This window comes from Runella sp. MFBS21 (genome assembly GCF_029433105.1).
In the GTDB taxonomy this organism is placed as follows: Bacteria; Bacteroidota; Bacteroidia; order Cytophagales; family Spirosomataceae; genus Runella.
In genome coordinates, this window is the sequence record NZ_JARNTW010000035.1 from 1 (window position 1) to 22,311 (window position 22,311).

At 41.6% G+C, this 22,311-nt stretch carries 20 protein-coding genes and 1 tRNA gene; 10 read left to right on the forward strand and 11 right to left on the reverse strand.

Features of this window, described 5'->3' with window-relative positions; genetic code table 11:
* Positions 1-86: 86 nt before the first annotated feature.
* From P1X15_RS31290 to P1X15_RS31305, 4 genes are all read right to left on the reverse strand, one after another.
* Positions 87-419 carry a hypothetical protein gene (locus tag P1X15_RS31290; protein WP_277342044.1) on the reverse strand — a complete coding sequence of 111 codons (333 nt, stop codon included), beginning with the start codon at positions 417-419 and terminating at the stop codon, positions 87-89.
* The gene (locus P1X15_RS31295) at positions 401-1,189 is read right to left on the reverse strand and encodes a hypothetical protein (protein WP_277342045.1); all 789 of its coding nucleotides are present in this window, start codon (positions 1,187-1,189) and stop codon (positions 401-403) included. The genes P1X15_RS31290 and P1X15_RS31295 overlap by 19 nt, the downstream gene beginning before the upstream one ends.
* Positions 1,186-1,896, reverse strand: coding sequence for a hypothetical protein (locus P1X15_RS31300; protein ID WP_277342046.1), 711 nt, complete (start codon positions 1,894-1,896; stop codon positions 1,186-1,188). The genes P1X15_RS31295 and P1X15_RS31300 overlap by 4 nt, the downstream gene beginning before the upstream one ends.
* Before the next feature lie 416 nt (positions 1,897-2,312).
* Positions 2,313-2,386: transfer RNA gene (locus tag P1X15_RS31305), tRNA-Arg, on the reverse strand.
* A gap of 138 nt (positions 2,387-2,524) precedes the next feature.
* On the opposite strand from P1X15_RS31305, the gene P1X15_RS31310 reads away from it, so the two are divergent.
* Together P1X15_RS31310 and P1X15_RS31315 are read left to right on the forward strand one after the other, a co-directional pair.
* Positions 2,525-3,688 (forward strand): galactokinase, encoded by a 1,164-nt coding sequence (locus tag P1X15_RS31310; RefSeq protein ID WP_277342047.1) that lies wholly within the window; start codon positions 2,525-2,527, stop codon positions 3,686-3,688.
* 40 nt (positions 3,689-3,728) lie between these two features.
* Positions 3,729-5,363, forward strand: a complete 1,635-nt coding sequence (locus tag P1X15_RS31315; RefSeq protein WP_277342048.1) for a glycerol-3-phosphate dehydrogenase/oxidase — start codon at positions 3,729-3,731, stop codon at positions 5,361-5,363.
* 6 nt (positions 5,364-5,369) lie between these two features.
* Here P1X15_RS31315 and P1X15_RS31320 read toward each other — a convergent pair whose 3' ends face one another.
* Positions 5,370-6,119 carry a sugar phosphate isomerase/epimerase gene (locus P1X15_RS31320; RefSeq protein ID WP_277342049.1) on the reverse strand — a complete coding sequence of 250 codons (750 nt, stop codon included), beginning with the start codon at positions 6,117-6,119 and terminating at the stop codon, positions 5,370-5,372.
* Between the two features lie 210 nt (positions 6,120-6,329).
* On the opposite strand from P1X15_RS31320, the gene P1X15_RS31325 reads away from it, so the two are divergent.
* Positions 6,330-6,656 carry a heavy metal-binding domain-containing protein gene (locus P1X15_RS31325; RefSeq protein WP_277342050.1) on the forward strand — a complete coding sequence of 109 codons (327 nt, stop codon included), beginning with the start codon at positions 6,330-6,332 and terminating at the stop codon, positions 6,654-6,656.
* A gap of 46 nt (positions 6,657-6,702) precedes the next feature.
* Here the strand turns inward: P1X15_RS31325 and P1X15_RS31330 are convergent, their stop codons facing one another.
* The gene (locus P1X15_RS31330; RefSeq protein WP_277342051.1) at positions 6,703-7,200 is read right to left on the reverse strand and encodes a phosphoribosyltransferase family protein; all 498 of its coding nucleotides are present in this window, start codon (positions 7,198-7,200) and stop codon (positions 6,703-6,705) included.
* Between the two features lie 119 nt (positions 7,201-7,319).
* On the opposite strand from P1X15_RS31330, the gene P1X15_RS31335 reads away from it, so the two are divergent.
* The gene (locus tag P1X15_RS31335; RefSeq protein WP_277342052.1) at positions 7,320-7,739 is read left to right on the forward strand and encodes a DUF4783 domain-containing protein; all 420 of its coding nucleotides are present in this window, start codon (positions 7,320-7,322) and stop codon (positions 7,737-7,739) included.
* 42 nt (positions 7,740-7,781) lie between these two features.
* On the opposite strand, the gene P1X15_RS31340 is transcribed toward P1X15_RS31335, so the two are convergent.
* Complete coding sequence (locus P1X15_RS31340) at positions 7,782-8,597, reverse strand: hypothetical protein (protein ID WP_277342053.1); 816 nt, start codon at positions 8,595-8,597, stop codon at positions 7,782-7,784.
* A 78-nt stretch (positions 8,598-8,675) separates the two neighbouring features.
* On the opposite strand from P1X15_RS31340, the gene P1X15_RS31345 reads away from it, so the two are divergent.
* Positions 8,676-9,566 (forward strand): 1-aminocyclopropane-1-carboxylate deaminase/D-cysteine desulfhydrase, encoded by an 891-nt coding sequence (locus P1X15_RS31345; protein WP_277342054.1) that lies wholly within the window; start codon positions 8,676-8,678, stop codon positions 9,564-9,566.
* A 56-nt stretch (positions 9,567-9,622) separates the two neighbouring features.
* Here P1X15_RS31345 and P1X15_RS31350 read toward each other — a convergent pair whose 3' ends face one another.
* The 4 genes from P1X15_RS31350 to rpsT all read right to left on the reverse strand — a co-directional run bounded on the left by P1X15_RS31350 (position 9,623) and on the right by rpsT (position 13,064).
* Entirely contained in the window at positions 9,623-10,162 is a 540-nt protein-coding gene (locus P1X15_RS31350) for a DUF6580 family putative transport protein (RefSeq protein WP_277342055.1), read from the reverse strand.
* A gap of 203 nt (positions 10,163-10,365) precedes the next feature.
* A complete protein-coding gene (locus tag P1X15_RS31355) occupies positions 10,366-11,190 on the reverse strand; it encodes a purine-nucleoside phosphorylase (RefSeq protein WP_277342056.1) in 825 nt (274 codons plus the stop codon).
* A 103-nt stretch (positions 11,191-11,293) separates the two neighbouring features.
* The gene (locus tag P1X15_RS31360; RefSeq protein ID WP_277342057.1) at positions 11,294-12,559 is read right to left on the reverse strand and encodes a WD40 repeat domain-containing protein; all 1,266 of its coding nucleotides are present in this window, start codon (positions 12,557-12,559) and stop codon (positions 11,294-11,296) included.
* Positions 12,560-12,797: 238 nt separating this feature from the next.
* The gene (gene rpsT / locus P1X15_RS31365) at positions 12,798-13,064 is read right to left on the reverse strand and encodes a 30S ribosomal protein S20 (protein WP_277342058.1); all 267 of its coding nucleotides are present in this window, start codon (positions 13,062-13,064) and stop codon (positions 12,798-12,800) included.
* Between the two features lie 727 nt (positions 13,065-13,791).
* Here rpsT and P1X15_RS31370 point away from each other — a divergent pair.
* From P1X15_RS31370 to P1X15_RS31390, 5 genes are all read left to right on the forward strand, one after another.
* Complete coding sequence (locus P1X15_RS31370) at positions 13,792-16,809, forward strand: tetratricopeptide repeat protein (protein WP_277342059.1); 3,018 nt, start codon at positions 13,792-13,794, stop codon at positions 16,807-16,809.
* A gap of 41 nt (positions 16,810-16,850) precedes the next feature.
* Positions 16,851-18,506 (forward strand): TonB-dependent receptor, encoded by a 1,656-nt coding sequence (locus P1X15_RS31375; RefSeq protein WP_277342060.1) that lies wholly within the window; start codon positions 16,851-16,853, stop codon positions 18,504-18,506.
* Between the two features lie 131 nt (positions 18,507-18,637).
* Complete coding sequence (locus P1X15_RS31380; RefSeq protein WP_277342061.1) at positions 18,638-19,732, forward strand: SPOR domain-containing protein; 1,095 nt, start codon at positions 18,638-18,640, stop codon at positions 19,730-19,732.
* Between the two features lie 114 nt (positions 19,733-19,846).
* The gene (locus P1X15_RS31385) at positions 19,847-20,779 is read left to right on the forward strand and encodes a hypothetical protein (protein WP_310586054.1); all 933 of its coding nucleotides are present in this window, start codon (positions 19,847-19,849) and stop codon (positions 20,777-20,779) included.
* A gap of 92 nt (positions 20,780-20,871) precedes the next feature.
* Positions 20,872-22,152 carry a folylpolyglutamate synthase/dihydrofolate synthase family protein gene (locus P1X15_RS31390; RefSeq protein WP_277342062.1) on the forward strand — a complete coding sequence of 427 codons (1,281 nt, stop codon included), beginning with the start codon at positions 20,872-20,874 and terminating at the stop codon, positions 22,150-22,152.
* The last annotated feature ends 159 nt before the right edge of the window (positions 22,153-22,311 follow it).

Genomic DNA, 22,311 nt, shown 5'->3' on the forward strand with positions numbered 1-22,311 from the left:
ATGCAATGCTTAAGTTACGAACAAGGTATGAGTCGGATAGGTGGTGCGAAGTCAAAAAGAAAGTGCTCCAAATCAATTTTAAGCATCTAAACAATGCGGCATGAAGGCGACAATTTGCAATGCACCCATTTTACAGGAGTTCTACCTTCTGTTTCCTCATATTGTATATTATTTGTTTTAAAAAAATCACTATCTAAAAAAATAATATCTATACTATCTAGGTTGTTCATTCCACTTGCTATAGCTAAAATAGCTTCATCGATTTGGCTTATATCCGTAATTTCCCAAACTGAGAGAGTATTACCTGAGGTTTTAATACAATTAGTTATCGCATCACTTGGAGTTTCCTCGAAATGATATTCTCTATTATTTTGTTCCCATTTTGCTCTATTATATTTTCTTACGAATATCGATGACATGAGTTTTCCAAATCTTTTATTACTTCAATTCTGTATTCTTCTAACCAATTGATACTGAGCTTTGCATTTTTTAATATATTCAAGCATTCTGGAGTACCCCAATTCTCAAGAGCTCGAATTGCACATTCTTGGATTTCAATATTTTGATGTGGTAAAGCACCTAATACAATTAAAAGACCATTAGGTGCTGTATCTTTTATATCCATTCTAGATACTACTCTCAAAATACCCAATACTATATCAATATCATGATAATACTTAGTAAATATATTTGCGAGCCAAAGTTTAGTCGTATCTGGGAACTTTTCTAGTTGATTTTCAACAAATATATCTGCAAACGACCTTTTCCCATATTCAAAATCTTCTGATTTTAAAATTGAGATTAATTGTTGAGTTTGGTTGAAATAGGAAGAATCATCAAAAGGTATAGTAGTACGATTTGTGGCGAAGGAAGAAGAACTCTCATTTATATCCTCTAAGACTGAATAAGAATATATGTCTTTGCTTTGAGGTAGTATCTTAAGGGGCTCATTTAATAAATATTTTTGAAAAGTACCTGCTGACTTACCTTCATCAAAGGCTGAAATTGATTGCAGTACTTTTTCATTGTAGGATGAAGGTGGGGGAGTCTCAGAAGAAGAATTTTTGTTTTTATGTTCTTCCCTAGTGGCTTCTGTAGTTGACTGAATTTTATACTTAATGATAACATTGTTTTTGCCTTTGTTAACAATAGTAGAATAGTCATCAAAAATGGCTTCCAATTTATTCATTTTATGAAAGAATTTATATTTTCCAATAATGAGACGAATTCCAAGGGTGCCTCACTGTAAAAACCATCTAAATTTGGCTGGGTAAATCTCGGAGAAGTATTTTTTGGTGATGTATTTATGTCTAAAGCTAGAATTGTGGCATTTATTGGATTAGAAGTTGTAGGAGAGTTTTTAAGTTCTGCTAAAGTCCTATCTATTTTGGTTATAATATTTGTCTCTTCACCACTTATAGTCTTTAGTGAAGCCAACCTATAAGTCCATTCGAAAGGTGGAAAATCCGTGTAAAAAGAAGAAGATTTAAATAGTTTTTCATGTAAACCATTTGATTCCTTATCATTAAAATAAGTTCCTAGTAAGGCTAGACGAAAGGGGAGAGTAAGGAAAAATGGGGTGATTTTAGTCCACATATCACATATTTGTTTACTAAACTCATCTATTGTTTTTCCTATTGGAATATTTATATCATTGGTTTGGAGCTCAATATCAATCCTGTTGGTAGCAATGACAAGAGAGAAAGAGTTATCGGTAGTAGCAAGGCGTATTCGATCAACTAAAGCTCCTGAAGGAGTAATTTCTTGTACTGTATTTGGAAGCAGCTCATAGCTCTCCAACGCTCCTAAAAACTTGATAAAATTAGAGGAGGTGGGAGTGATTTCTTTGGAGTCTACAAAGATACTAGCTTGAAACTTTATTGGGTTTTTGAACATGATAGCTTCTTTAAGGGGATTTTTATTAATTATTACTAGCAAAAACTATACCACTCATCCTAGAAAAATATTTTACTATTGGTACTTTTACAAAGGCAAAGTTAAGCATAGTAAAAGTAGATATTATGCCACTAAGTAACTTTTTTGTGAAAATATTACACTCTATTTGGAAGCTTTTATATCAAATCGATAAATACCGTAAAACCAGTATTTTTTCGCTTGGCCACTTTTTTGTGAAAAAAAAATTACACTTCTTCTCTAGCAGGATAAGTAGCTGTTTGTATGTAAATTATGGATTATTGGGGTTTGGGTACCAACCAAAGGGGAGACGTACCACGAAAAAACACAAAAAGTGCCTTAAAACCAAGTTTAAGGCACTTTTTTGTAGTAGGACGTATCAGGACGTGACATCCGGGTGATCCCGTTTGGACTCGAACCAAAGACCGACAGATTAGAAATCTGTTGCTCTATCCAACTGAGCTACGGGACCCAACGCTTAACGTGGCGCAAAAGTAAGGTTTTTGTTTAGTTTTAACAACATTCTTTTAAAAAATTGTAATTGCCTTCACAAACTCCCTATTTTTGCAGTCATAGTGTTGTACATGAGTTTACCTTAATCTTATCGCGAGTGAATATCTATCCCGACAAAATAACTGACGTATTCCAAGCTATTTACGCCAAAAATCCCACTCTTATCGTACGTGCTCCGGGTCGTATCAATCTCATCGGCGAACATACCGACTACAACGACGGTTTTGTGCTTCCGGCGGCTATCGACAAAGCTATCTATTTTGCCATCCGAGCACGCCCCGACCGCCTTTGTAAGTTGTACGCCGCTGATTTGGAACAAGCCTATGAGTTTTCGTTAGACCATGTCCAAAAGTCTTCCGTAAGTTGGGCCAACTACCTCATCGGCATGGTAAGCGAGCTTTCAGCGGCGGGACTGACGATTCCTTCGGGTTTTGAGGTGGCTTTTGGGGGCGATGTACCCAACGGCGCTGGACTTTCATCATCAGCAGCCGTGGAGAGTGGCATGGGTTATGCCTTGAGTGAGTTATTTGGGTTGAATATCAGTCGGTTAGATTTGGCTTTGACGGCACAGTTGGCAGAGCATCATTTTGCTGGCCTACAGTGCGGTATTATGGACATGTTTGCGTCGATTCATGGCAAGGAACAATCGGTGATTCGACTTGACTGTCGCGATTTGAGCTATGAGTATTTTCCGTTTGATTTGACAAACTATCGCATTGTACTTTGCAACTCTGGCGTAAAACATACTCTGGCGGAGTCGGCCTATAATACCCGCCGTCAAGAGTGCGAGGAAGGTGTGGCGATTTTAAAAAACTTTTATCCGACAATTCGGAGCCTAAGAGAGGTAAGTTTAGCCCAAGTAGAAGCTCATCGTGACGATCTGCCCGATAATGTTTACCGGCGTTGCCGTTATGTCACTGGCGAAATCGAACGCGTGGTGGCGGCTTGTGAAGATTTACAACGCGGTGATTTGGGTGCCTTTGGACAAAAAATGTACGAAACCCACACAGGATTGAGCCAAGACTATGAAGTGAGCTGCGAAGAACTGGATTTTTTGGTCGAGGCCGCTCAAACCTTAAATGGAGTGATAGGTGCCCGAATGATGGGGGGCGGATTTGGGGGATGTTCAATCAACATCGTCAATACCGAAAGAGTAGAAGATTTTATTGAAGCTATCTCTACGGCTTATCTTAATCAATACCATCGTCCGCTGGTAAGTTATGTGGTAACGATTACCAATGGAGTCGAAAAAATAGGGTAACTTCGCCCGTCTATCGCTAATTACAGTTGATTAATAATATATGAAACGCTCCCTAAATCTCCAAAGACTACAAAATGAAACGTTCGATATCTGTATCATCGGTGGAGGGGCAAGCGGAACGGGCTGCGCGTTGGATGCGGCCTTGCGAGGGTTGAAGGTAGCATTGATTGAAAAACAGGATTTTGCGTCTGAGACTTCGTCCAAATCTACTAAGCTCATCCACGGAGGGGTTCGGTATTTGGAACAAGCATTTAAGAACTTTGATTTTGCCCAACTCAAACAAGTACGGCATGGGCTGGAGGAGCGGCAAATTGTGCTTCAAAATGCCCCTCATTTGGCTCGACCGCTGCCTTTGCTCACGCCGGTGTTTAGTTGGTGGGAGGGGCTTTACTTTAGCATTGGGCTACGGATGTACGATTTTTTTGCCAAAGGAGATGCTTTACCTAAGAGCCGTTGGTTGAGTAAAAAGGAAACCCTACTGCGAATGCCTTCTTTGGACGCAAAAAAACTGCATAGTGCGGTTTTGTATTTTGATGGTCAGCTTGATGATGCTCGTTACTGCTTGGCATTGGCGCATGCAGCCGATGAAGCGGGAGTGGCTATTGTGAATTATACTGAATTGCTTGATTTTGAAAGAGATAATGCCGGAAAACTTACCGCTGCGGTAGCCAAACCACTGGAATCTGATTCGTCTTTCGGAATCAAAGCTAAGATTTTTATCAATTGTACAGGAGCGTTTGCGGATTTTGTACGACTCAAAGCCAATCCTAAGCTTTCGCATCGGATTCGCCCCAGCAAAGGCGTACACGTAGTGTTGCCTTACGAAGTCCTGAAAAGCAATGATGCCATGCTTATTCCCAAAACGAGCGACGGGCGGGTGGTGTTTGCAATTCCGTTTGAGGGGCAATTGCTCTTAGGTACTACTGATACCGATTACAAAAATCTAGATGCAGAGCCTATTTTAGAAGACCAAGAAGTAGATTTTCTTTTGGATACATTGGCTCCTTATCTCGCCAAACGCCCCGATAAAAGTCAAGTAAAAGCGGGTTTTGGTGGGTTGCGCCCTTTGTTGGCAGCGGGTGATTCTAAATCTACCAAAAAACTTGTCCGAGATCATGAAGTGGAGCACGACGAGCATTCCAATTTGGTGAGCTTGCTGGGGGGCAAATGGACTACTTATCGGTATATGGCCAAAGATACTATTGACAAGACCTGCGAATTGTTGAGGATAGAACGTCCCTGCCAAACTGCCAATCATGTGCTAGTAGGAGGGGAAGATTATGCGTTTGAGGATTGGAAAACAATTCAAATGGTATATCGATTGGCCAAGGACATTTCTAAACATCTGATTCGAAAATACGGAAGTCGGGCGCATAAGGTGGCACGGCTGACCCAAGAAAATATCCGATGGTCACAACGATTGGTAGAAAAATATCCTTTCATCCAAGCCGAAGTGATCTATCAAGTAAGAGAGGAAATGGCGCTTACAATACGCGATGTGTTGGCTCGCCGGATGCGTCTCGAAATCATGGATTGGGAAGCTGCCCAAGAAGCTATCCAGGTAGTTGCTGATTTGATGGCGCAGGAACTTGGATGGGCTCCCGCCCAAAAAGAGAGGCAAGTGGAGGATTATTGCCAACAAATAGCCTTTTTTGTGAATACAGCGGTTAAATAAAATAGCTTATTTGAATTTTTGAAGAAAAGCTAAACTCTGAGGAACTTGCGTTTCGGAGCGAGAAGATTCATCCTCAATGATAGCGTACTCGACACCGATTTTAGAAGCTACTTTCATGATAGAGCTGATGTCGATGTCGCCCGTACCAAGGGTGACATTGGTTTCGACGTCGGTTCGCCCATTTTGATTGCCGACCGTCCCAATTTTTCGGTCTTTTAAGTGTAGCAAAGGAAAACGATTGGGATATTTTTTGAGCATCGCTACGGGATCTTGCCCTGGGTGCTTAATCCAGTACGTATCCATTTCAAAGTTTACGTAGTGCGGGTCTAGTTTTTGGGCTAATTCGTCAAATAGCGTACTTTTTCCATAAGGACGAAATTCATATCCATGAGGATGATAGCAGAATGTAAGACCTTGTTCACGTAAAATTTTGCCAGCCCTATTAAAAACTTCTGCGGCTTTCTGAACGTCTTGTATGTTAAAATCATCTCCTTCGTGCGGAATCCAAAAACAAACTACGTACCTGACACCCAAAGCTTTGGCGTCTTGGGCTACTTTTTCGGGTTGCGTAGCTAAGTCCGCAAAATCTGCCCCACTTCCTATGGGAGTAAGATTAAATTGTTGGAGTAGAGCCAAAAATTCTGGGATAGTTTTGCCGTAAGTTCCCGCTAATTCTACGTATTTTACACCCATTGTATTTAATTTAGCCAGTGTAGTAGATACATCTTTGGCCAATTGCGTTCTAAAACTGTACAATTGTACGGCTATTTTGGGGTTTGGGCATTACTTATATAAAAGTTAGAGAGCAAGGTGCCAAGTAAAAATGTACGGATGATGCTCATATTCATGGATAAATTTTCAGTGTTGGTACATTACAAAGACCGTTGTTCCTGTTTTCTATCGAACAATGGCCCGATATAAATAATATTGCGACGACTTTAAACCATTCTCATTCGCTAAACTCTTATGCTTATCACAACTACTAACAACATCGAAGGGAAAAGAATTTTGCAGTATATCGGCTTGGTCAACGGCGAGGCAATCATTGGTGCCAATTTAGTCAAAGACTTTTTTGCAGGGGTCAGAGATGTCGTTGGCGGTCGGTCGGGGGCTTACGAGCAGGGGTTGCGCGAAGCCAAAAGTATTGCCCTCAAAGAGATGATTGAGCAAGCTCAACGTTTAGGGGCTAACGCTATCATTGGGGTAGACCTTGATTATCAAACGATAGGGGGTAGTGGATCTATGCTGATGGTCAGTGCCAATGGTACCGCTATTGTTTTTGAAGAACCCTAAAAAGGCTTCACATAGGAGGGAGAGAACTATAAGCCTCTCCCTTTTTCTAACTCAAGTATACTCCGATTTCGTCGCCAGTGAGTTTGACATGGATGTGCTCACTAAGGGTTGTACTCAGCGAATACCCTACGTAGTCGGCCGAAATAGGAAACGAGTGATGCCCACGATTGACCATCACCGCTACTTGTAGGCGCTTGAGCGCGACTCCCAAAAAAGGTGCTAAGCTATAAGCCAATGTTCGTCCCGTGTTTAATACATCGTCGACTACTACAATCGCCTTCCCGGCAAGCATTGTTTTGTCGATGTTGAATTGAATAGGAGCCGTATGGGGTTGTTCTTTGTTAAGGTTAATGAGCATTAGAGTCACTTCCATTTGAGAAATGCCTTCAATAAATGAGCGAAGTAAACGGGCCATTTCATAGCCTTCTCCCGTAATTCCTGCCAAAATAATGTGTTTTTCTTCAAAGTTGCGTTCATAAATCTCAAACGCAATTCGCTTGATTTTTTGCAATGTTTGTTTGTGGGTAAGAATTGCTTGCTGCACAGGTTCTGTTATTTATAGTAGCTAGATGAGATGGGCTCACAATTTTAAAAAAAATCGTGAGTTTGGCACAATTTTAGCCAACAACTATTTGAAATCAAACACTAAATGGTTATTTCCTCATGAGAATCTTTCAAAAAATATGCTTGACGTTGATAATCAGTGGAACTCTATGTAGCTTCATGGGAGGGAGTACTGCACGAGACGTCGAAATTGCAGAAAAGATCAAAGGCTCCTTTAAGAATGGGAATGCAAGTGTGCTGGCTGATTATTTTGAACGAAGTTTGGAATTGGTCATTGATGCCGAAAAGGTCGATTTTAGGCGCGTACGGCATGAACAAGCGGAGTTGATTCTAAAATCATTTTTTAAAAAATATCCCCCAAAAGACTTTAAATATGGCTTTCAGGGGACGGCGTCTAAGGTGAGATATTGTACTGGAACTTACCAAACAGTCAATGGAATTAAGTTTCAGGTGTACATATTGATGCGGGTAACTAAGGATGACTATCTAATCAATACGCTTCATTTTAAAAAAGAGTAAGCAAAATAGGCATCATTATTGATGCCTATTTTGTTTACTCTTTTATTTGATTGTGAAGGTATTATCTTTGATTCCTTTGTTAACCTTTACCGACGACACTTCCGCTTTAGAGCTAAATTGTCCATTGCCTTGCTCGCGGGTAAATGGAATCTTAACCCCAAATCCATCTTTAATCTCTTTGTAGTTGCTCAGGGTGGCATTCATCATGCCCATGCCTCCACGCATACCTCCTCTTTGACCACCACCGGGGCCGTTGCCACCACCACTTGGGGGTTGTTGGCCTTCAGGACGCTGACCTCCGCCTTGGCGCATGCCTTCCATGTTTGCCATGCGTTTTACTTTGAGGCCGCTTTCCACGTCAAAAAATTCGTTCCATTTACGGCCTTCTGGGATTGCAATTTCTACTTTCCATGCATCTTTGCCATCCAGCGCTTCTTTACCAAGCACGGTTTTTTGTACACCATATTCGGCATAGAGTAATTCAGGAAAAGGTACGTTTTGGAGAATCATGGCAATAGCGTCTTTGCCTTCGGCGGTGCGTTCGTTGGTATTACCTCCAAAACCAGACACGGTAGCGACTTTGGAACCATCGCTGGTGGAACGCATGACCTCGTTACCCATCATATACATTACCGAAGAAAACTTATTAGGCTTTTTGATTTTGACTTCCATTTCCATGGTGCCACGTTGGGTTTCGGAAGTAGTGCCGATGGTCATGTCTTCGATTTTGGCAATGGCGTCTTTTCCGCCAATAGCGTTGAGGTACTTATCGATGATAGCATCGGCAGTTGGGGTGTCTTGTGCGGTTACGGAGAGGGTTAGGCCGATAAACAACGCACTCAAAATTATTTTTTTCATGATTGTTGGACAATTAGGTGAAAGTTGTTGAAACTTGGGTTGAAAACGAACAAATGTACATAAAATGCAATTTTTACTGTGAATATTGTCGCTACATTTTGGGAAAACACCGCCCAAACCCCTCTTCAAATCGTCGAAGACCCTTTTTTGGTCGATAGAGGGATTCGACTATATATCAAAAGAGATGACCTTATTCATGCGGAAGTCTCTGGAAATAAGTGGAGAAAATTAAAATATAACCTAATCGAAGCCGAGCAGCTTGAATTCAAGACACTTTTTACGTTTGGAGGAGCCTATTCAAATCATATAGCAGCGGTGGCCGCAGCTGGAAAAGAAATGGGCTTTCAGACCATAGGGGTCATTAGAGGAGAAGAACTATCGGCCGATGCCAATCCTACCTTACGATTTGCGGCGGCTTGTGGTATGGAGTTGATTTTTGTGAGTCGTGAAGCATATCGAGACAAATCAGGCTTGGCGACTAGGTATGGCAATGGATGTTATGTCTTGCCCGAAGGAGGTTCAAACCATTTGGCAGTTTTGGGAATATCTGAAGTAATGTCAGAAATCAAAGAGCAACTCAATTCTTCTTTTCACTATATGTGCACCGCTTTTGGGACGGGAGCTACTGCCGCAGGGCTTGCTATGGATGCAGATACCAACGTATTGGTTTTCCCGAGTTTGAAGTTGAGTTCGGAGGTGGTTAAAAACATGATTGGAAGCTATCTCTCCACTGATGTTAGTAATCTAGAAATAATGAGTGATTATCATTTTGGTGGTTATGGCCGGACCAATGACTTGCTTTTGGATTTTGTCAAATCTTTTGAAAATCAAACAGCTATTCCATTGGAGGAGGTGTATACTGGCAAAATGATGTTTGGCATCTATGATTTAGTAAAAAAAGGCTTTTTTCGACGTGGAGATACGCTCGTAAGTTTGCATACGGGAGGATTACAAGGAAAAAGAAAATAGCCCCGAAATCTCGGGGCTATTTGTCTACCTATTAACAGCCATGAAAACAAATATTTTTATGCCACACTGGGCTTGAAAGCAAATCGTTGGATAAAATAAAAACTACCGAACAGGATACCACAGTAAAACAAATCTCCCATGATAGTATTGAAAAACAGATTTCCAAAAAATGTAGATTGATAAAACGCAAGACCAGCCACATAACAAGCTATCAATCCTTGCCAATTTTGGGAGTAAAAAGTACCGTTGTACCAGACAAAGAAATTTGTCACTAAAAAAAACAACGTGGAAGCAAGTAAACTTGCCGTTACAATTCTTGTAGGTGTTACTTTCTTCAAAAGTACAAAACCTAATACTGTAATCAAAGCAAAAGAAACATACGAAGGAAGAGAAGGATTACCGATGATTGCATCACTTAGGAGCATTGCCAACATAGGAATCATGAATGCAAGAGACTTGCGGTTAAAATAAGCCGAACCAAACAAAGCCATAGCTCCAATAGGAGTGAAGTTGAAAGGATGTGGCGCTACCCGAGAAACGGCGGCTAATAAAATAAGCATAGCCACGGTAGTAAATCTCGATAAACCTGAATTCATGACTGCGGTAAAATATTCTCTCAATAATGTTAGAATTTGGTTGAGTACAAGTTCTTGTTAGAACTACGGTGTAAAGATAAAATGATAATTGGCAATTTTCCAAGTAATGTGTCAAAAAAACACTAAAAAAAATGACAAATATTGAACTAATCCTTAAGATAGTTAAACAAAGGGGATTTTGTTCGGTTTTTTACAACGTGTATTTATGGTATTTCGGCCAGTAATGATTTAATCAAAAAAGTCATGTGAGGCTCTGCTTTTGCAGCGGCGGCCAGTATTTTGTGAATTTCAGCTTTTTCTAAAGTTTCTGGAATGCACATGTCTGTAATGACTGATACTCCAAAAACGTCCAAATTCATATGCCTCGCAACGATTACCTCGGGAACGGTACTCATTCCAACGGCATCTGCTCCGAGCATTCGTAACATCCGGTATTCGGCTTTGGTTTCTAGTTGAGGACCTGTCACGCTGGCATAAGTACCGCTGTGGCTAGTGATTCCTTTGGATTGGAGTATCTGAGTCGCTTTTTCAATAAGACTTAGTGAATATGGCTCACTCATGTCAGGAAAACGATCACCTAGATTTGCCAATTCGGTTCCCCTGAGTGGATTTTCAGGTAGAAAAAGGCTGATATGGTCATTTATAATCATCAAATCACTGACGCTGAAAGCTGGATTGAGACCACCTGCGGCGTTGGACACAATCAGTAGCTCAATGCCTAGCAGTTTCATGACACGTACCGGTAGGGTTACTTGCTGCATGGAGTAGCCTTCATAATAATGAAACCGCCCTTGCATACAAATCACTTTCTTGCCGCTAAGGGTTCCAAAAATCAAGCGACCACTATGGGACTCTACGGTCGAAACCGGAAAATGAGGAATGCTATCGTAGCTAATACTGTAAGCAATGTTGATGTCGTTGACGAGGGCGCCTAGGCCAGTTCCTAATATAATGCCGATGTGAGGTTCGAAATGATCAGTAGCGGTTTTGAGGTAAGCGGTAGCTTCTTGGATGGCTTGTAGTGACATAGTCAATGAATTGATATAGATACTTGGGCAAATATAACGATAAAACCGCTCCTTAAGAGAGCGGTTTTATCGTTACAAAAAAAGGGACAAGAAATAGTCATCATCAAGGGATGATTTTGATCGTATGACATCCTTTAGGTGCGCTGATTTTGGCAGCTTGTTTGGTAAGAGCAGGCGTGCCTCCTTTGGTTACTTTGAAAAATTCGATACCACCGTCACGACGACCATAGTCGAAGTACTCATAAAGAGAAACGGCTACGTTATCGCCAGTTTTGTCAAATACGATGCTTTCAGGGGCAAGCCCGTCTATCTCGTAGTCAGCTACTTTAGCAAGTGCTCCTTCTTTTGATAGTGTCAATAGAGATACAGAGGCTTTGCTTACATTGCCACTCCAGGGTTGAGCCGAACCATTTTTGTTGGCAACCACTACCAAGGCGCCGTCAGGGCTGATAGAGAAGCTCTCTGCTCCTGTACCTACTGCTACTTGACCTATTACTTTATGCTCGGCAGCTTTAGGGTCTTCGGCTTTGGTATTGAACTGAACTACTGCTAGTTCACTAGCAGAGGCTCCGTCTTTTAAGTCAGCGACTAAGAAGAAGTTACCATCTGGCGTAAATGCACCTGGGCCGGGTTTTCCTGAGAGTTTGGCGGGTGTGCCAAATGCTTCAAAGGTTGCCACTTTGCCTTGGGGGTTACGTTTTACTTTGTAAAGCCATATTTCTTTGGTTTCTTCGACCGTAATCGCAATAAACTCTCCTTCTGGGTGCCATGCTACATCAGTAGCACGGGCGTTTTGTAGGGGGAGAGGAATGGCTACGTTACGAGTCGGTAAGCCGCCGGTTCCGATTTCGAGCAAACGAAGTTCTTTGCCCGTTTCTTCTGAAGTGATGACGGCATTGCTGCCCAAAATATCGATAGCGAGGGGGTTTTTGCCAATCGGTGCTTTACGGGCCGAAGGCTTAGTAAGATTAGAGATATCGACGATGTACAAATTACTACCTTCGGGTAGATCGGTAGCTACATTTTTGACCACTTTGGCGCTGTCAGCCGTTTGGCCGCGTGTTTCGAGCACGTAAGCGAAACGATTGTCTGAGGTAAAGGCTACAGTACGTGTCCAGCCAATTGCGGAGTTAGGGACGGGAGAAGAACCTTCTTCTTGACCGAGTTTGAGAGGTAAGGGATAGATGGTCAACGCATCTTTTACTCCCGTTTCTTTTAAGAGTTTTCCATCCACAACAGCAGAGGCTGCCATATCGCCATCAGATAGCGAAAGAATACCTTTGGCATTGAATTCAATGGTGGGTTTTTGGGCAAAGATAGCGGTGGTACTTAGTAGAGCTATCCCAAACGTTGCACTCAATTTTTTCATGGATTTGTGCGGTGGTTTTTAGGTTTAACAAACGATTAAAAATTGGTTAATTCTGCATAGATACGAAAAAAACCTTTAAAGAACCGAGTTTTAAAGGTTTTTTATCGATAAAAATAGGATGCAAAGGGGAGGTAGTAGCCGCTAAAATTGGATATCAAAGGGGGAATACCTAAAGGTATAGACATAAAAAAAACCTTTGAAGATGCTCTTCAAAGGTTTTTTTTATGGGGTTTTGAAACTAGGCTGCTGCAACCGATAAACGGTTCACATGCTTGGCTAATTTTGACTTCAAGTTACCAGCTTTGTTTTTGTGGATGATGTTTTTCTTTGCCAATCTATCCAACATTGACGATACTGTCTTATATAGTTCTGAAGCTACAACTTGGTCTTTAGTATCACGCAACTTACGTACCATTGTACGCGTAGTTTTGTGTTGGTAACGGTTTCTAAGGCGTTTGGTTTCGTTGGCCCGAATTCTTTTTAATGCTGACTTGTGGTTTGCCATTGTTATATTGAAAAAATAATGTATTGTTCAACAAAAGGAGTGCAAAAGTAATCGCTTTCAATGAGAAAAACAACTGTATTTCTTGAAATTATGTGCGATTTTCTCGTAATTATAAGAGAAACAATGACTCATTCATCGTTCCAGTTGACTTTTGAGTGATTACAAACATCTTTTAGCGCCATAAAAGCGCCTTTTTTTGGTAAGAGCGGGCTGGGAAGTAAAGCATATTGAATGAGCTTGGGTGTAAAGGGGAATTGATATCAACTAAAGTATCATAAGAAAGAGATTGGTGATTTGCACATAAGAAAAAGGTGAAGTTTCTCTTTATTAGGTAATATGTAGTGATTAAAATGAAAATGATACGAAAGAAAAAGAGATAAAATGAAGATTGTATACGTTTTAGGATAGGTTTTTCGTTGTTTGGCAGAATTAGGAGGGGAGAGTTAAGGTGGTTAAGAATGTGTCAGAGAATATAGTTGTGAGCCCTTCGGCGGCTTATTGAGCGCAAAGATGCTGAGGATTAGCGCTTTTTATTAAAGAATCCTTGTCCTTCCGTGTGAAACATCCTACAGTATTCAATATTCATTTTGGTTAATACGTTGGAAGTGATTTGTTTTTCAATTTTTTTGTGAAAGTTTTAGGTAAAAAATCATATAAACCAATTTCTGACCAGTACATTTAGTTAATGAATAGTATTTCGTACTCGAAAGAAACCATATTTCCTACCATGTTTTTTAAACGCAGCCTTTGTGCATTCTCTCTCAGTTTGCTGTTATGTGCGGGTTTACAAGCCCAAAATACCCTAGGTTATACCGAAGCAGATGTTCACTTCAGAAACGGGGTCGAACTTTTTGAAAAATCAAACTATGCTGCTGCAAAGCAAGAATTTAGGTATTATCTAGAAAAGCGTCCAGCATTGCTCAATACCAATGATTATACGGCCGTCACTGCGGAGTATTACACTACTTTGTGTGCGCTTTATGCAGATGCCCCTGAAGCAGAGCTTGCGGTAGACCGCTTTGTACGCAATCACCCTGAGCATCCCAAAGCAGCCGTGATTTATAGCGATTTGGGGAAATATTATTTTGACCGTCAGGATTATCAAAATGCGATTACCTACCTTACTAAGGCCCTTGATCGTAGTTCCAACTATTATACCGCTACCGAGACGCGCTATAAATTGGGGCTTTCTTATTATAGTACAAGGCAGTACAATCCAGCACTCAAGTATTTTGCGGAAGTACAGCGCGATGCTACCAGCGATTATTTTGCACCAGCGGCTTATTATGCAGGGGTGATTCAGTATCAAAATGGTAAATACACCGATGCCTACCGTAGTTTTAAGAGTATCGAAAACCATCCCCAGTACAAGGCTGATATTCCCAACTGGATTGTATCTTCTTTGTATCAAGCAGAGCGCTACGACGAGCTGCTTGCCTATGCGGAGCCTTTGCTTCGGCGGTCGCAGGGAGGGGGCGTAAAACTCAATGATGTAGCACTGTACGCCGCTGAGGTGTTGTATGCCCGTGGCGATTATGCAGAGGCGGCTAAGTATTATGGTCAGTATTTTCAACTTAAAGGGCGGGAAGCTGCCATGCCTGCTCCAGTGCAGTTTAGGTTTGGACATTCGCTTTTCAAAACGGGTAATTATGCCGGAGCGATTGACCAGCTCAAGGTAGTGGCTACGCGCAAAGATACTACGGGTCAGTTTGGTTCTTATTTCTTAGGAATCAGTCAGCTACAAAATAAAAATCCTCAGGCGGCCCTCACCGCTTTTGACAATGCCTCAAAGCTCAAATTTAATCCTATCATACAAGAAGAAGCTACTTTCAATCACGCTAAGGTACAGTTGGAGCTTAACAACTATTCGGCAGCTTTCAAAGAAATGCAGGATTTTATCAAAGCATACCCTAATAGCTCTTTTGAAGAAGAAGCCAACAAGTTAGCTATTTTATCCCTAACTAAATCCAACAACAGTGCAGCCGCAGTGGCTTATATAGAAAATCTTAAAAAACTGGACGAACCCACTAAAGCAGCTTATCAACGCCAAACCATGAATTTGGGGATTGCTGATTTTAATGCCGAACGCTATGCCCAAGCGATTGTTAATTTCGATAAATCACTTAAATATACCCCCGATAGAAACATCGAACAGGCGGCAATCTTTCAGAAGGGTGAAGCATTTTCGGCCCTTAGTCGCTACGGCGAAGCCATTCCGCTGTATAACCAACTCATCCGAAGCAGTGCTAATTCTCCTTATGGCATTCGGAGCCTTTACTCGTTGGGCTATGCTTATTACAATACCAAAGATTATAAGAATGCGCTAACGAATTTTCAGCAATATGTCAATAAAGGCAAGGGGGTAGGTGAACCACAAACGCTAGAGGATGCTACTATTAGGATGGCAGACTCCTATTTGACCGACAAAAACTACGCCCAAGCAATGGCTTTGTATGATAAAGCCGTAAACGACGGACGCATTGACCGTGACTATGCGCTTTATCAAAAAGGATTGATTTTGACTTATCAAGAAAAAGACGTAGAGGCAAAGGCTCAATTTGACAAAGTAATTGCTCAGTTTCCAACGTCTCGTTATGCCGATGATGCGTTGTTTCAATCGGCCAATATTGACTTGACGCGTGGCAATTATCAGGCGGCTATTCGAGCATATACTCGCTTAGTCAAAGACAAACCACGGAGCTACTTAGTACCTCCTGCTCTTCTCAAAAGGGCATTGGCTTACAACAATATTCAGGTTTATGAAGAATCGATTCGTGATTACAAGCGTATCTTGAGTGAATTTTCGGATGCACCTGCGGCCAAGGAAGCTTTGCTTGGCTTACAAGCTACCCTCGAAAATGCCGGACGTACCGAAGAAATGGGTGAAATCTTGAGCGATTATAAGCGTAAAAATCCGCAAAGCACCGAGACCGAAAAATTGGAATTCGAAACAGCGAAAGGGTTGTATGCCGACGGGAAATATCCGCAGGCGATTAAGGCATTACAAACTTTTATTCGAGATTATCCAAATAGCAAGTCAGGGACCGAAGCGCGGTATTTAGGTGGGGAAAGTTATTATCGCTCCAATGACCTTACCAATGCCCTCAAATTGTTTAGAATGGTCATGGAGGAATCTGATGCGAGATTTACGCCCAAAGCGGCTCTTAGAGCGGGGGATATTGAGGCGCAGCAGCAAAATTACCCTCAAGCGGTACGTAGCTATTATGTAATGTACGCTCAGTCTGACAGCAAAGCCGACCGAGTGACGGGTTTGATGCGTTTGATGGATACTTATTTTGCGATGAAAAAATACGACTCAACTTTGTATTTTGCCAGAGAAGTCATGAATGCCGGAGATGTAATCCCCGGTTCAACCAAAAAAGCACAGTTGCAAACTGCGAAAGTGTATTTAGAAAAAGAAGATTATAAGAATGCCGATGCCGAATTTAAGAAAATAGCGGCGGCCAACAAGGATGAGTTTGGGGCAGAAGCTAAATACTGGATAGCGCAGGGGTTATATCGCCAAGAAAAATACAAGGATGCTCAGACAGCCATCATGGAGCTCAACAAGCAATTTGCAGACTATGAACGTTGGCGAGTACGGGCATTTATTTTATTGGCCGATGTATACGTAGGTCTTAAAGACCCAGACCAAGCCAAAGCGACACTCCAGTCGGTCATCGAAAATTCTGATGATTCAGAGGCCGTGGAGTTGGCCAAAACCAAGCTAGCCGCTTTGCAGTAACGAATCCCTTTTTCTATTTGTTTATCTTGAGTCCTCATATCATGAAAAAAATAACCGTTTCTCTTTTATCTGCTTACGTATTCATTCATGCTTTTTCTCCTGCCGCTTTGGCACAAAAGCCAACGGGAGAGATTGATAGTCAAACTTTTGAAATAGAAAAAAGGAAAAAAATTGAGCTACCTCCCGCCAATCGACTTTATAATAAAATACAGCCTTTTACCAATGAAGAAGACGATCGTAAGCTCAATTATGAGTTTCGAACGCCCAAGCTTACTTTAGGAACGCCCAAAATGACCCCTAGTGTATTGCCAGTGGATGGTGGGAAAAAAGCCGAAGATGATGGCAATCTTAACAACTACGCCAAACTCGGTGGCGGTAATTATGGAAAATTGTACGGGGAGGGTTTTTTCGGAAATCAGCTGGAAGATTTGTCGTACGATATTCATTTCAAACACCTTTCTAACCAGACGGGACCGGTAGATGCCAAAAATTCTGCTAATAGCGAAAACCGTCTTAAACTCAACGGACAATATTTGGCCGGGACATTCAAATTGGGAGGGACTGTTTTTTATGATCGCGACAACTATTACTTCTACGCCAATCGCAATCCTGAACTCAATCGCGATAGCTTCCGTCAGACGATTAATACGGTAGGTCTACAAGTTGGTTTTGACAACATTGACAATAGCAAATTCATCGACTATTCGCTCAAAACCTCACTGTATCGCCTGAGTGACCGATACGATGCTGCCGAAACCGATTGGGGAACCAATTTTTCGGGTTCGATTCCAATTACCGAAAATATTTTTGCCATCTTACAGGCTGATGCCTACATTTCACAACGGACTGATGCCGAAACCTTCAAACGGAATTTGTATAGTGTAAAGCCTGCTTTCAAGTTTGCTTTTGATGCTTTTACGGTAATGGCGGCTTTCAAAGCGGTCAATGAAACCGACGACCGCCTCAATATCAACCGTTCTATCGGCTTTCCTCAGATAGAAGTCGATGCTGTGCCTTTTAGCGGGGTGCACTTATTTGCGGGTTATGGGGGGGATATCAATCGAAACACCCTTCGGTCTTTATTGGGGGAGAATCGGTGGCTCGGGCCCAATGTAACCATTGCAAACACCGAAAAAAGCCGTGATATCTATGGTGGCTTGAAAGGAGAGTTAGGACCAAGTTTTCAATTTGAAGGCAAGGTGTCTTATGCTACTTTTAAAAATTTCTACGGCTTCAACAACGATTGGCTAGATACTACTAAGTTTGCGGTAGTGTATGATGCTGATTATATCAAAGTTCTGACGGTTTCGGCGCAGGTTGGATACCAATACAAAAACATCGTACGTTCGACTTTGAGGGGAGATTTTTATGATTATGGAATCAAACGTTTGGAAGCTCCTTGGGGACGTCCTCGTACGACGGTGACATGGAACAACTCTTTTGTATTCAGCAAAAAAATGTTTGCTACCATCGATGCCTATTACATTGGGGGACTCAAAAACAAAAATTTTGTCACCGCTACCACCGTCAATCTAAAGCCTATTGTTGACCTAAATCTAAAAATTGATTATTTACTGACCCGTAATTTTTCGGTATTTGCGTCGATCAACAACCTATTAGGAAAAAACTACGAACGTTATCTGTACTATCCACAACAAGGACTCAACTTCTTGGCGGGTTTGTCGTTTCAGTTTTAGGCTAAAATATAGATACAACATAATCAGGGCATTATCCTTAATTTGTGAAAGATTAGGATAATGCCCTTGCTTTTTTAGGAACGAAGTTCTACCTTAGTACCCAAATCCCCATAAACTGTTTCATAAACGACATGACTTCGGTACTAGACTACACTCGTAAGTTACTCTACGAACATGACTGCGTTGTTTTACCCGATTTTGGTGGCTTCTTAGCGTATTTTAGCCATGCTTTCTACAGCGAGCAAAATGCCCTTTATCATGCACCACAAAAACGTATTGCTTTCAACGAAGCCCTCAAGCTAGATGACGGGCTACTGGTTCATTATTTGACAATCAACGAGCAGATTTCGCGCGAAGAAGCACAGAAGAAAGTGCGTGCTTTTGTGGAAAATCTTAAAACTACCCTACAAGAAAAAGGAACGTATGTATTGGAAGGCATTGGAGAGCTTTCAAAAAACGAAGAAGGAAAAATCCAATTTGAGCCACTTACGCAAGTGAATTTTTATGGGGAAGGTTTTGGCCTTAAATCAATCAAGTTGGATGCTACGCAAGCCGCAGAGATGAGTGAGCAGCCGAAAGATTGGACGCAGTCAGATCGTGCTTCTGAAGAGCTTTCGGTAGAGGTGCCACGCCGTCGGCGTTATCGAGTAGGAATGTATTTAGGAGGAATCCTTTTGGTGGGTTCAGCTTTGATTGGCGGATTGACCCAATTTTCTAACCAAAGTTTGACTTCAAGTCTTAACCCTTTTGAACTTGTAACGACGGTAAAGGGTTGGTTGGTTGTTGATAAAAAATCTAACATTGTTCAGGAATCATCCCCTTCAAAAGAGCAAGTTTCTCAGAAAGAAGAAGTTAAAGTGGAAGAAGCTCCTGCCGCTATTACGCCTAAAATTGCAGTCAATCCAGAGGTGATACCGGTGGTGGCGGAACCTAAAAAAGCTGAAAAGTCAGTAGTAGAAGAGGCAATATCTTTAGCATCAGACGAAAAAATCAACTATTGGGTGATTGCGGGAGGATTTTCGAAAAAAGAAAATGCCTTGAAATTAGAGAAAAAACTAAAGCGCAATGGGTATGAAAGTGCTTCTATTTTGAATCCTGATGCTGCCGAAAATCAATTGATTATCGTGACGGCCATTGGGTGCGAAAATGCAAAAAAAGCAAAGTTACAATTAGCAAGAGTAAGTGCACTTTCGGGAGCTAGTGCTTATGTGATGCACACTAAATAAAATACAATAACCCTAGGGTACAAAAAAAGGAGCATATCGCTCCTTTTTTTGTTTGTCTATACATTTTAGGTTTATTTTGCGTTAATTGGTAGAAAATAAAAAAATTGCAACTGTATGTCAATGCTCCTTTCATCCCAGCAAGACCGCGAACACCAAGTGTTGGCTTTTGCAGGGTCCACCGTTATTACATCGATTTTGTTGATGCTTTTGTTTTTTGTGAAACTATACCAGACTTTGCCACAAACGGAAGCTATCGAATACATTGAGGTTAATTTTGGAACTGACGAAGCAGGATATGGCAAAATCCAAACTACAAACAAAGCGAGTGATTCGCCAAGGGCGGAGGATGTAAAAAAATCTGACGATACCCCCAAGGTAAAGGCCACTCCGACTCCTAAAGTGACTCCACCGCCTACGCCAAAAGTAGAAACGCCCAAACCCGTTAAAACGGCCCCTGTGAAGCCACCAGTGACTTCCAAAGTAGAAAGCCCCGTAGAAGTAAAAGAAGAAACTCGACCTGTGAAAAATGAATCTAAAGCTTCTACACCCGCCCCCGTCACTCCTGCAAAACCTACGCCCGAACCCAAAAAAGTAGATGAGAATGCATTGTTTAAAAAATCGTCGGGAGGTGGTAAAGGCAGTAATGGGACAAGTGGTACAGCATCGGGAGTAGGTGGCAACAACAACGGCGACAAACCCGGAACCGTTGGGGATCAAGGAAACCCTAATGGAAGTATTGATGCCAAAAGTTTGTATGGAAAACCAGGAGGCTCAGCTACAGGAGTAGCCCTCAACGTATCGGGGTGGGGAATGGGAGCAAGGCCTCAGGTCAATGATGACTCAGACGAATCGGGCCGCATTGTTTTTGAGTTGACGGTAGATGATACTGGCGACATTGTGAATGTGAGGGTGAAAGAATCAACCGTTAGTCAGTCGGTGGTGGAAGTTTATAAAAGAGCCGTCAATCGAATGAAACTCATTCCCAAATCTCAAAACGTACCTGCCACTTCAAAAGGAACGATTACGTTTATCATCAAATCTCGTTAGGATTTCGAAAATTCAATTATAAGAATATTTACAAAAGCGTCAGGAAAATTTCCTTGACGCTTTATTTTTGCACCGCCAAAATCAAAATATCAATGACATACCCAGAAGCCATCGCTACTTTATACAATCGCCTTCCTGCTTTTCATCGGCTAGGGGCAAGTGCCATCAAATCAGGTACCAAAAATATTGTGACACTTTGCGAAGCATTAGGTAATCCACATCAGCAGTTTAGGAGTATACACGTGGCCGGAACCAACGGCAAGGGAAGTACGAGCCATATGTTGTCGGCGGTGTTACAATCGGCAGGTTATAAAGTTGGCTTACACACCTCACCCCACCTCAAATCATTTACTGAACGCTTTAAAATCAACGGCCAACCCGCACCAGAGGAAGAAATAGCAGCCTTTGTGACCCAACATATGGCACTCATTGAGGCGGTTCAACCCTCATTTTTTGAGATAAGTGTCGCGCTGGCATTCGATTATTTTGCCCGTAAGCAAGTAGATGTAGCAGTCATTGAAGTAGGTTTAGGCGGCCGTCTCGATTCGACCAACATCATTACGCCAGATTTGTCGGTCATTACCAACATCAGTTTTGACCACATGGATATATTGGGAGATACCCTTGGGAAAATAGCTTACGAAAAAGCGGGCATCATTAAACCAAAAGTCCCCGTGGTGATATCGGAAACACATCCTGAAACAGCGCCTGTTTTCATAGAAAAAGCCAATGAAACGCAGTCGGATATTATGTTTGCAGACCAGATTTTTGAGGTAGTAGATAGTCGTTTAGTGGCAGGAGAGCGGCATCTTAGTATAAAGTCTACTAATTCTGTTATTAATAAATATATAATAGATTTGGTGGGAATGTATCAAACTAAAAATATTCTTGGAGTATTACAGTCTGTTGTGGTTTTGAATCAAATCGGGTATCATATTTCAGACGAAGCATTAAAGAAAGGTTTAGCCGACGCGGCCAAATTGAGTCAACTCAAAGGCAGATGGCAAATATTGGGGCATCAGCCCATGATTGTAGCCGATGTAGCCCACAATCATAGTGGACTTAGTGAAACCATGACTCAAATCAACAGTTATGAATTTGAAAATCTGCACATGGTATTGGGTTTTGTGAAAGACAAAGATATTAGTGGCATTTTGCGTTTATTTCCGAAAGAAGCCTACTATTATTTTTGTGCAGCTGATTTACCACGCTCATTGGTTGCCGCCGATTTGGCTGCGCTAGCGCAAAAAGAAGGGTTAAAGGGGGAAATCTACGACTCAGTTCAAGACGCGGTTTCTGAGGCAAAAAGACGAGCCAAAAAAGGTGATTTTATTTATATAGGAGGAAGTACATTTGTAGTAGCTGAAGTGTAGAATCCTAAATGGTACGATTAAAGTCATCTGAATCACCGTCTTTTTCTGAGTATTCGATTAGTTTCAATTCCTAAATGGTACGATTAAAGTTTGGCGAAGATGTAGACGATTCGGATACTATTGTATAGTTTCAATTCCTAAATGGTACGATTAAAGTCG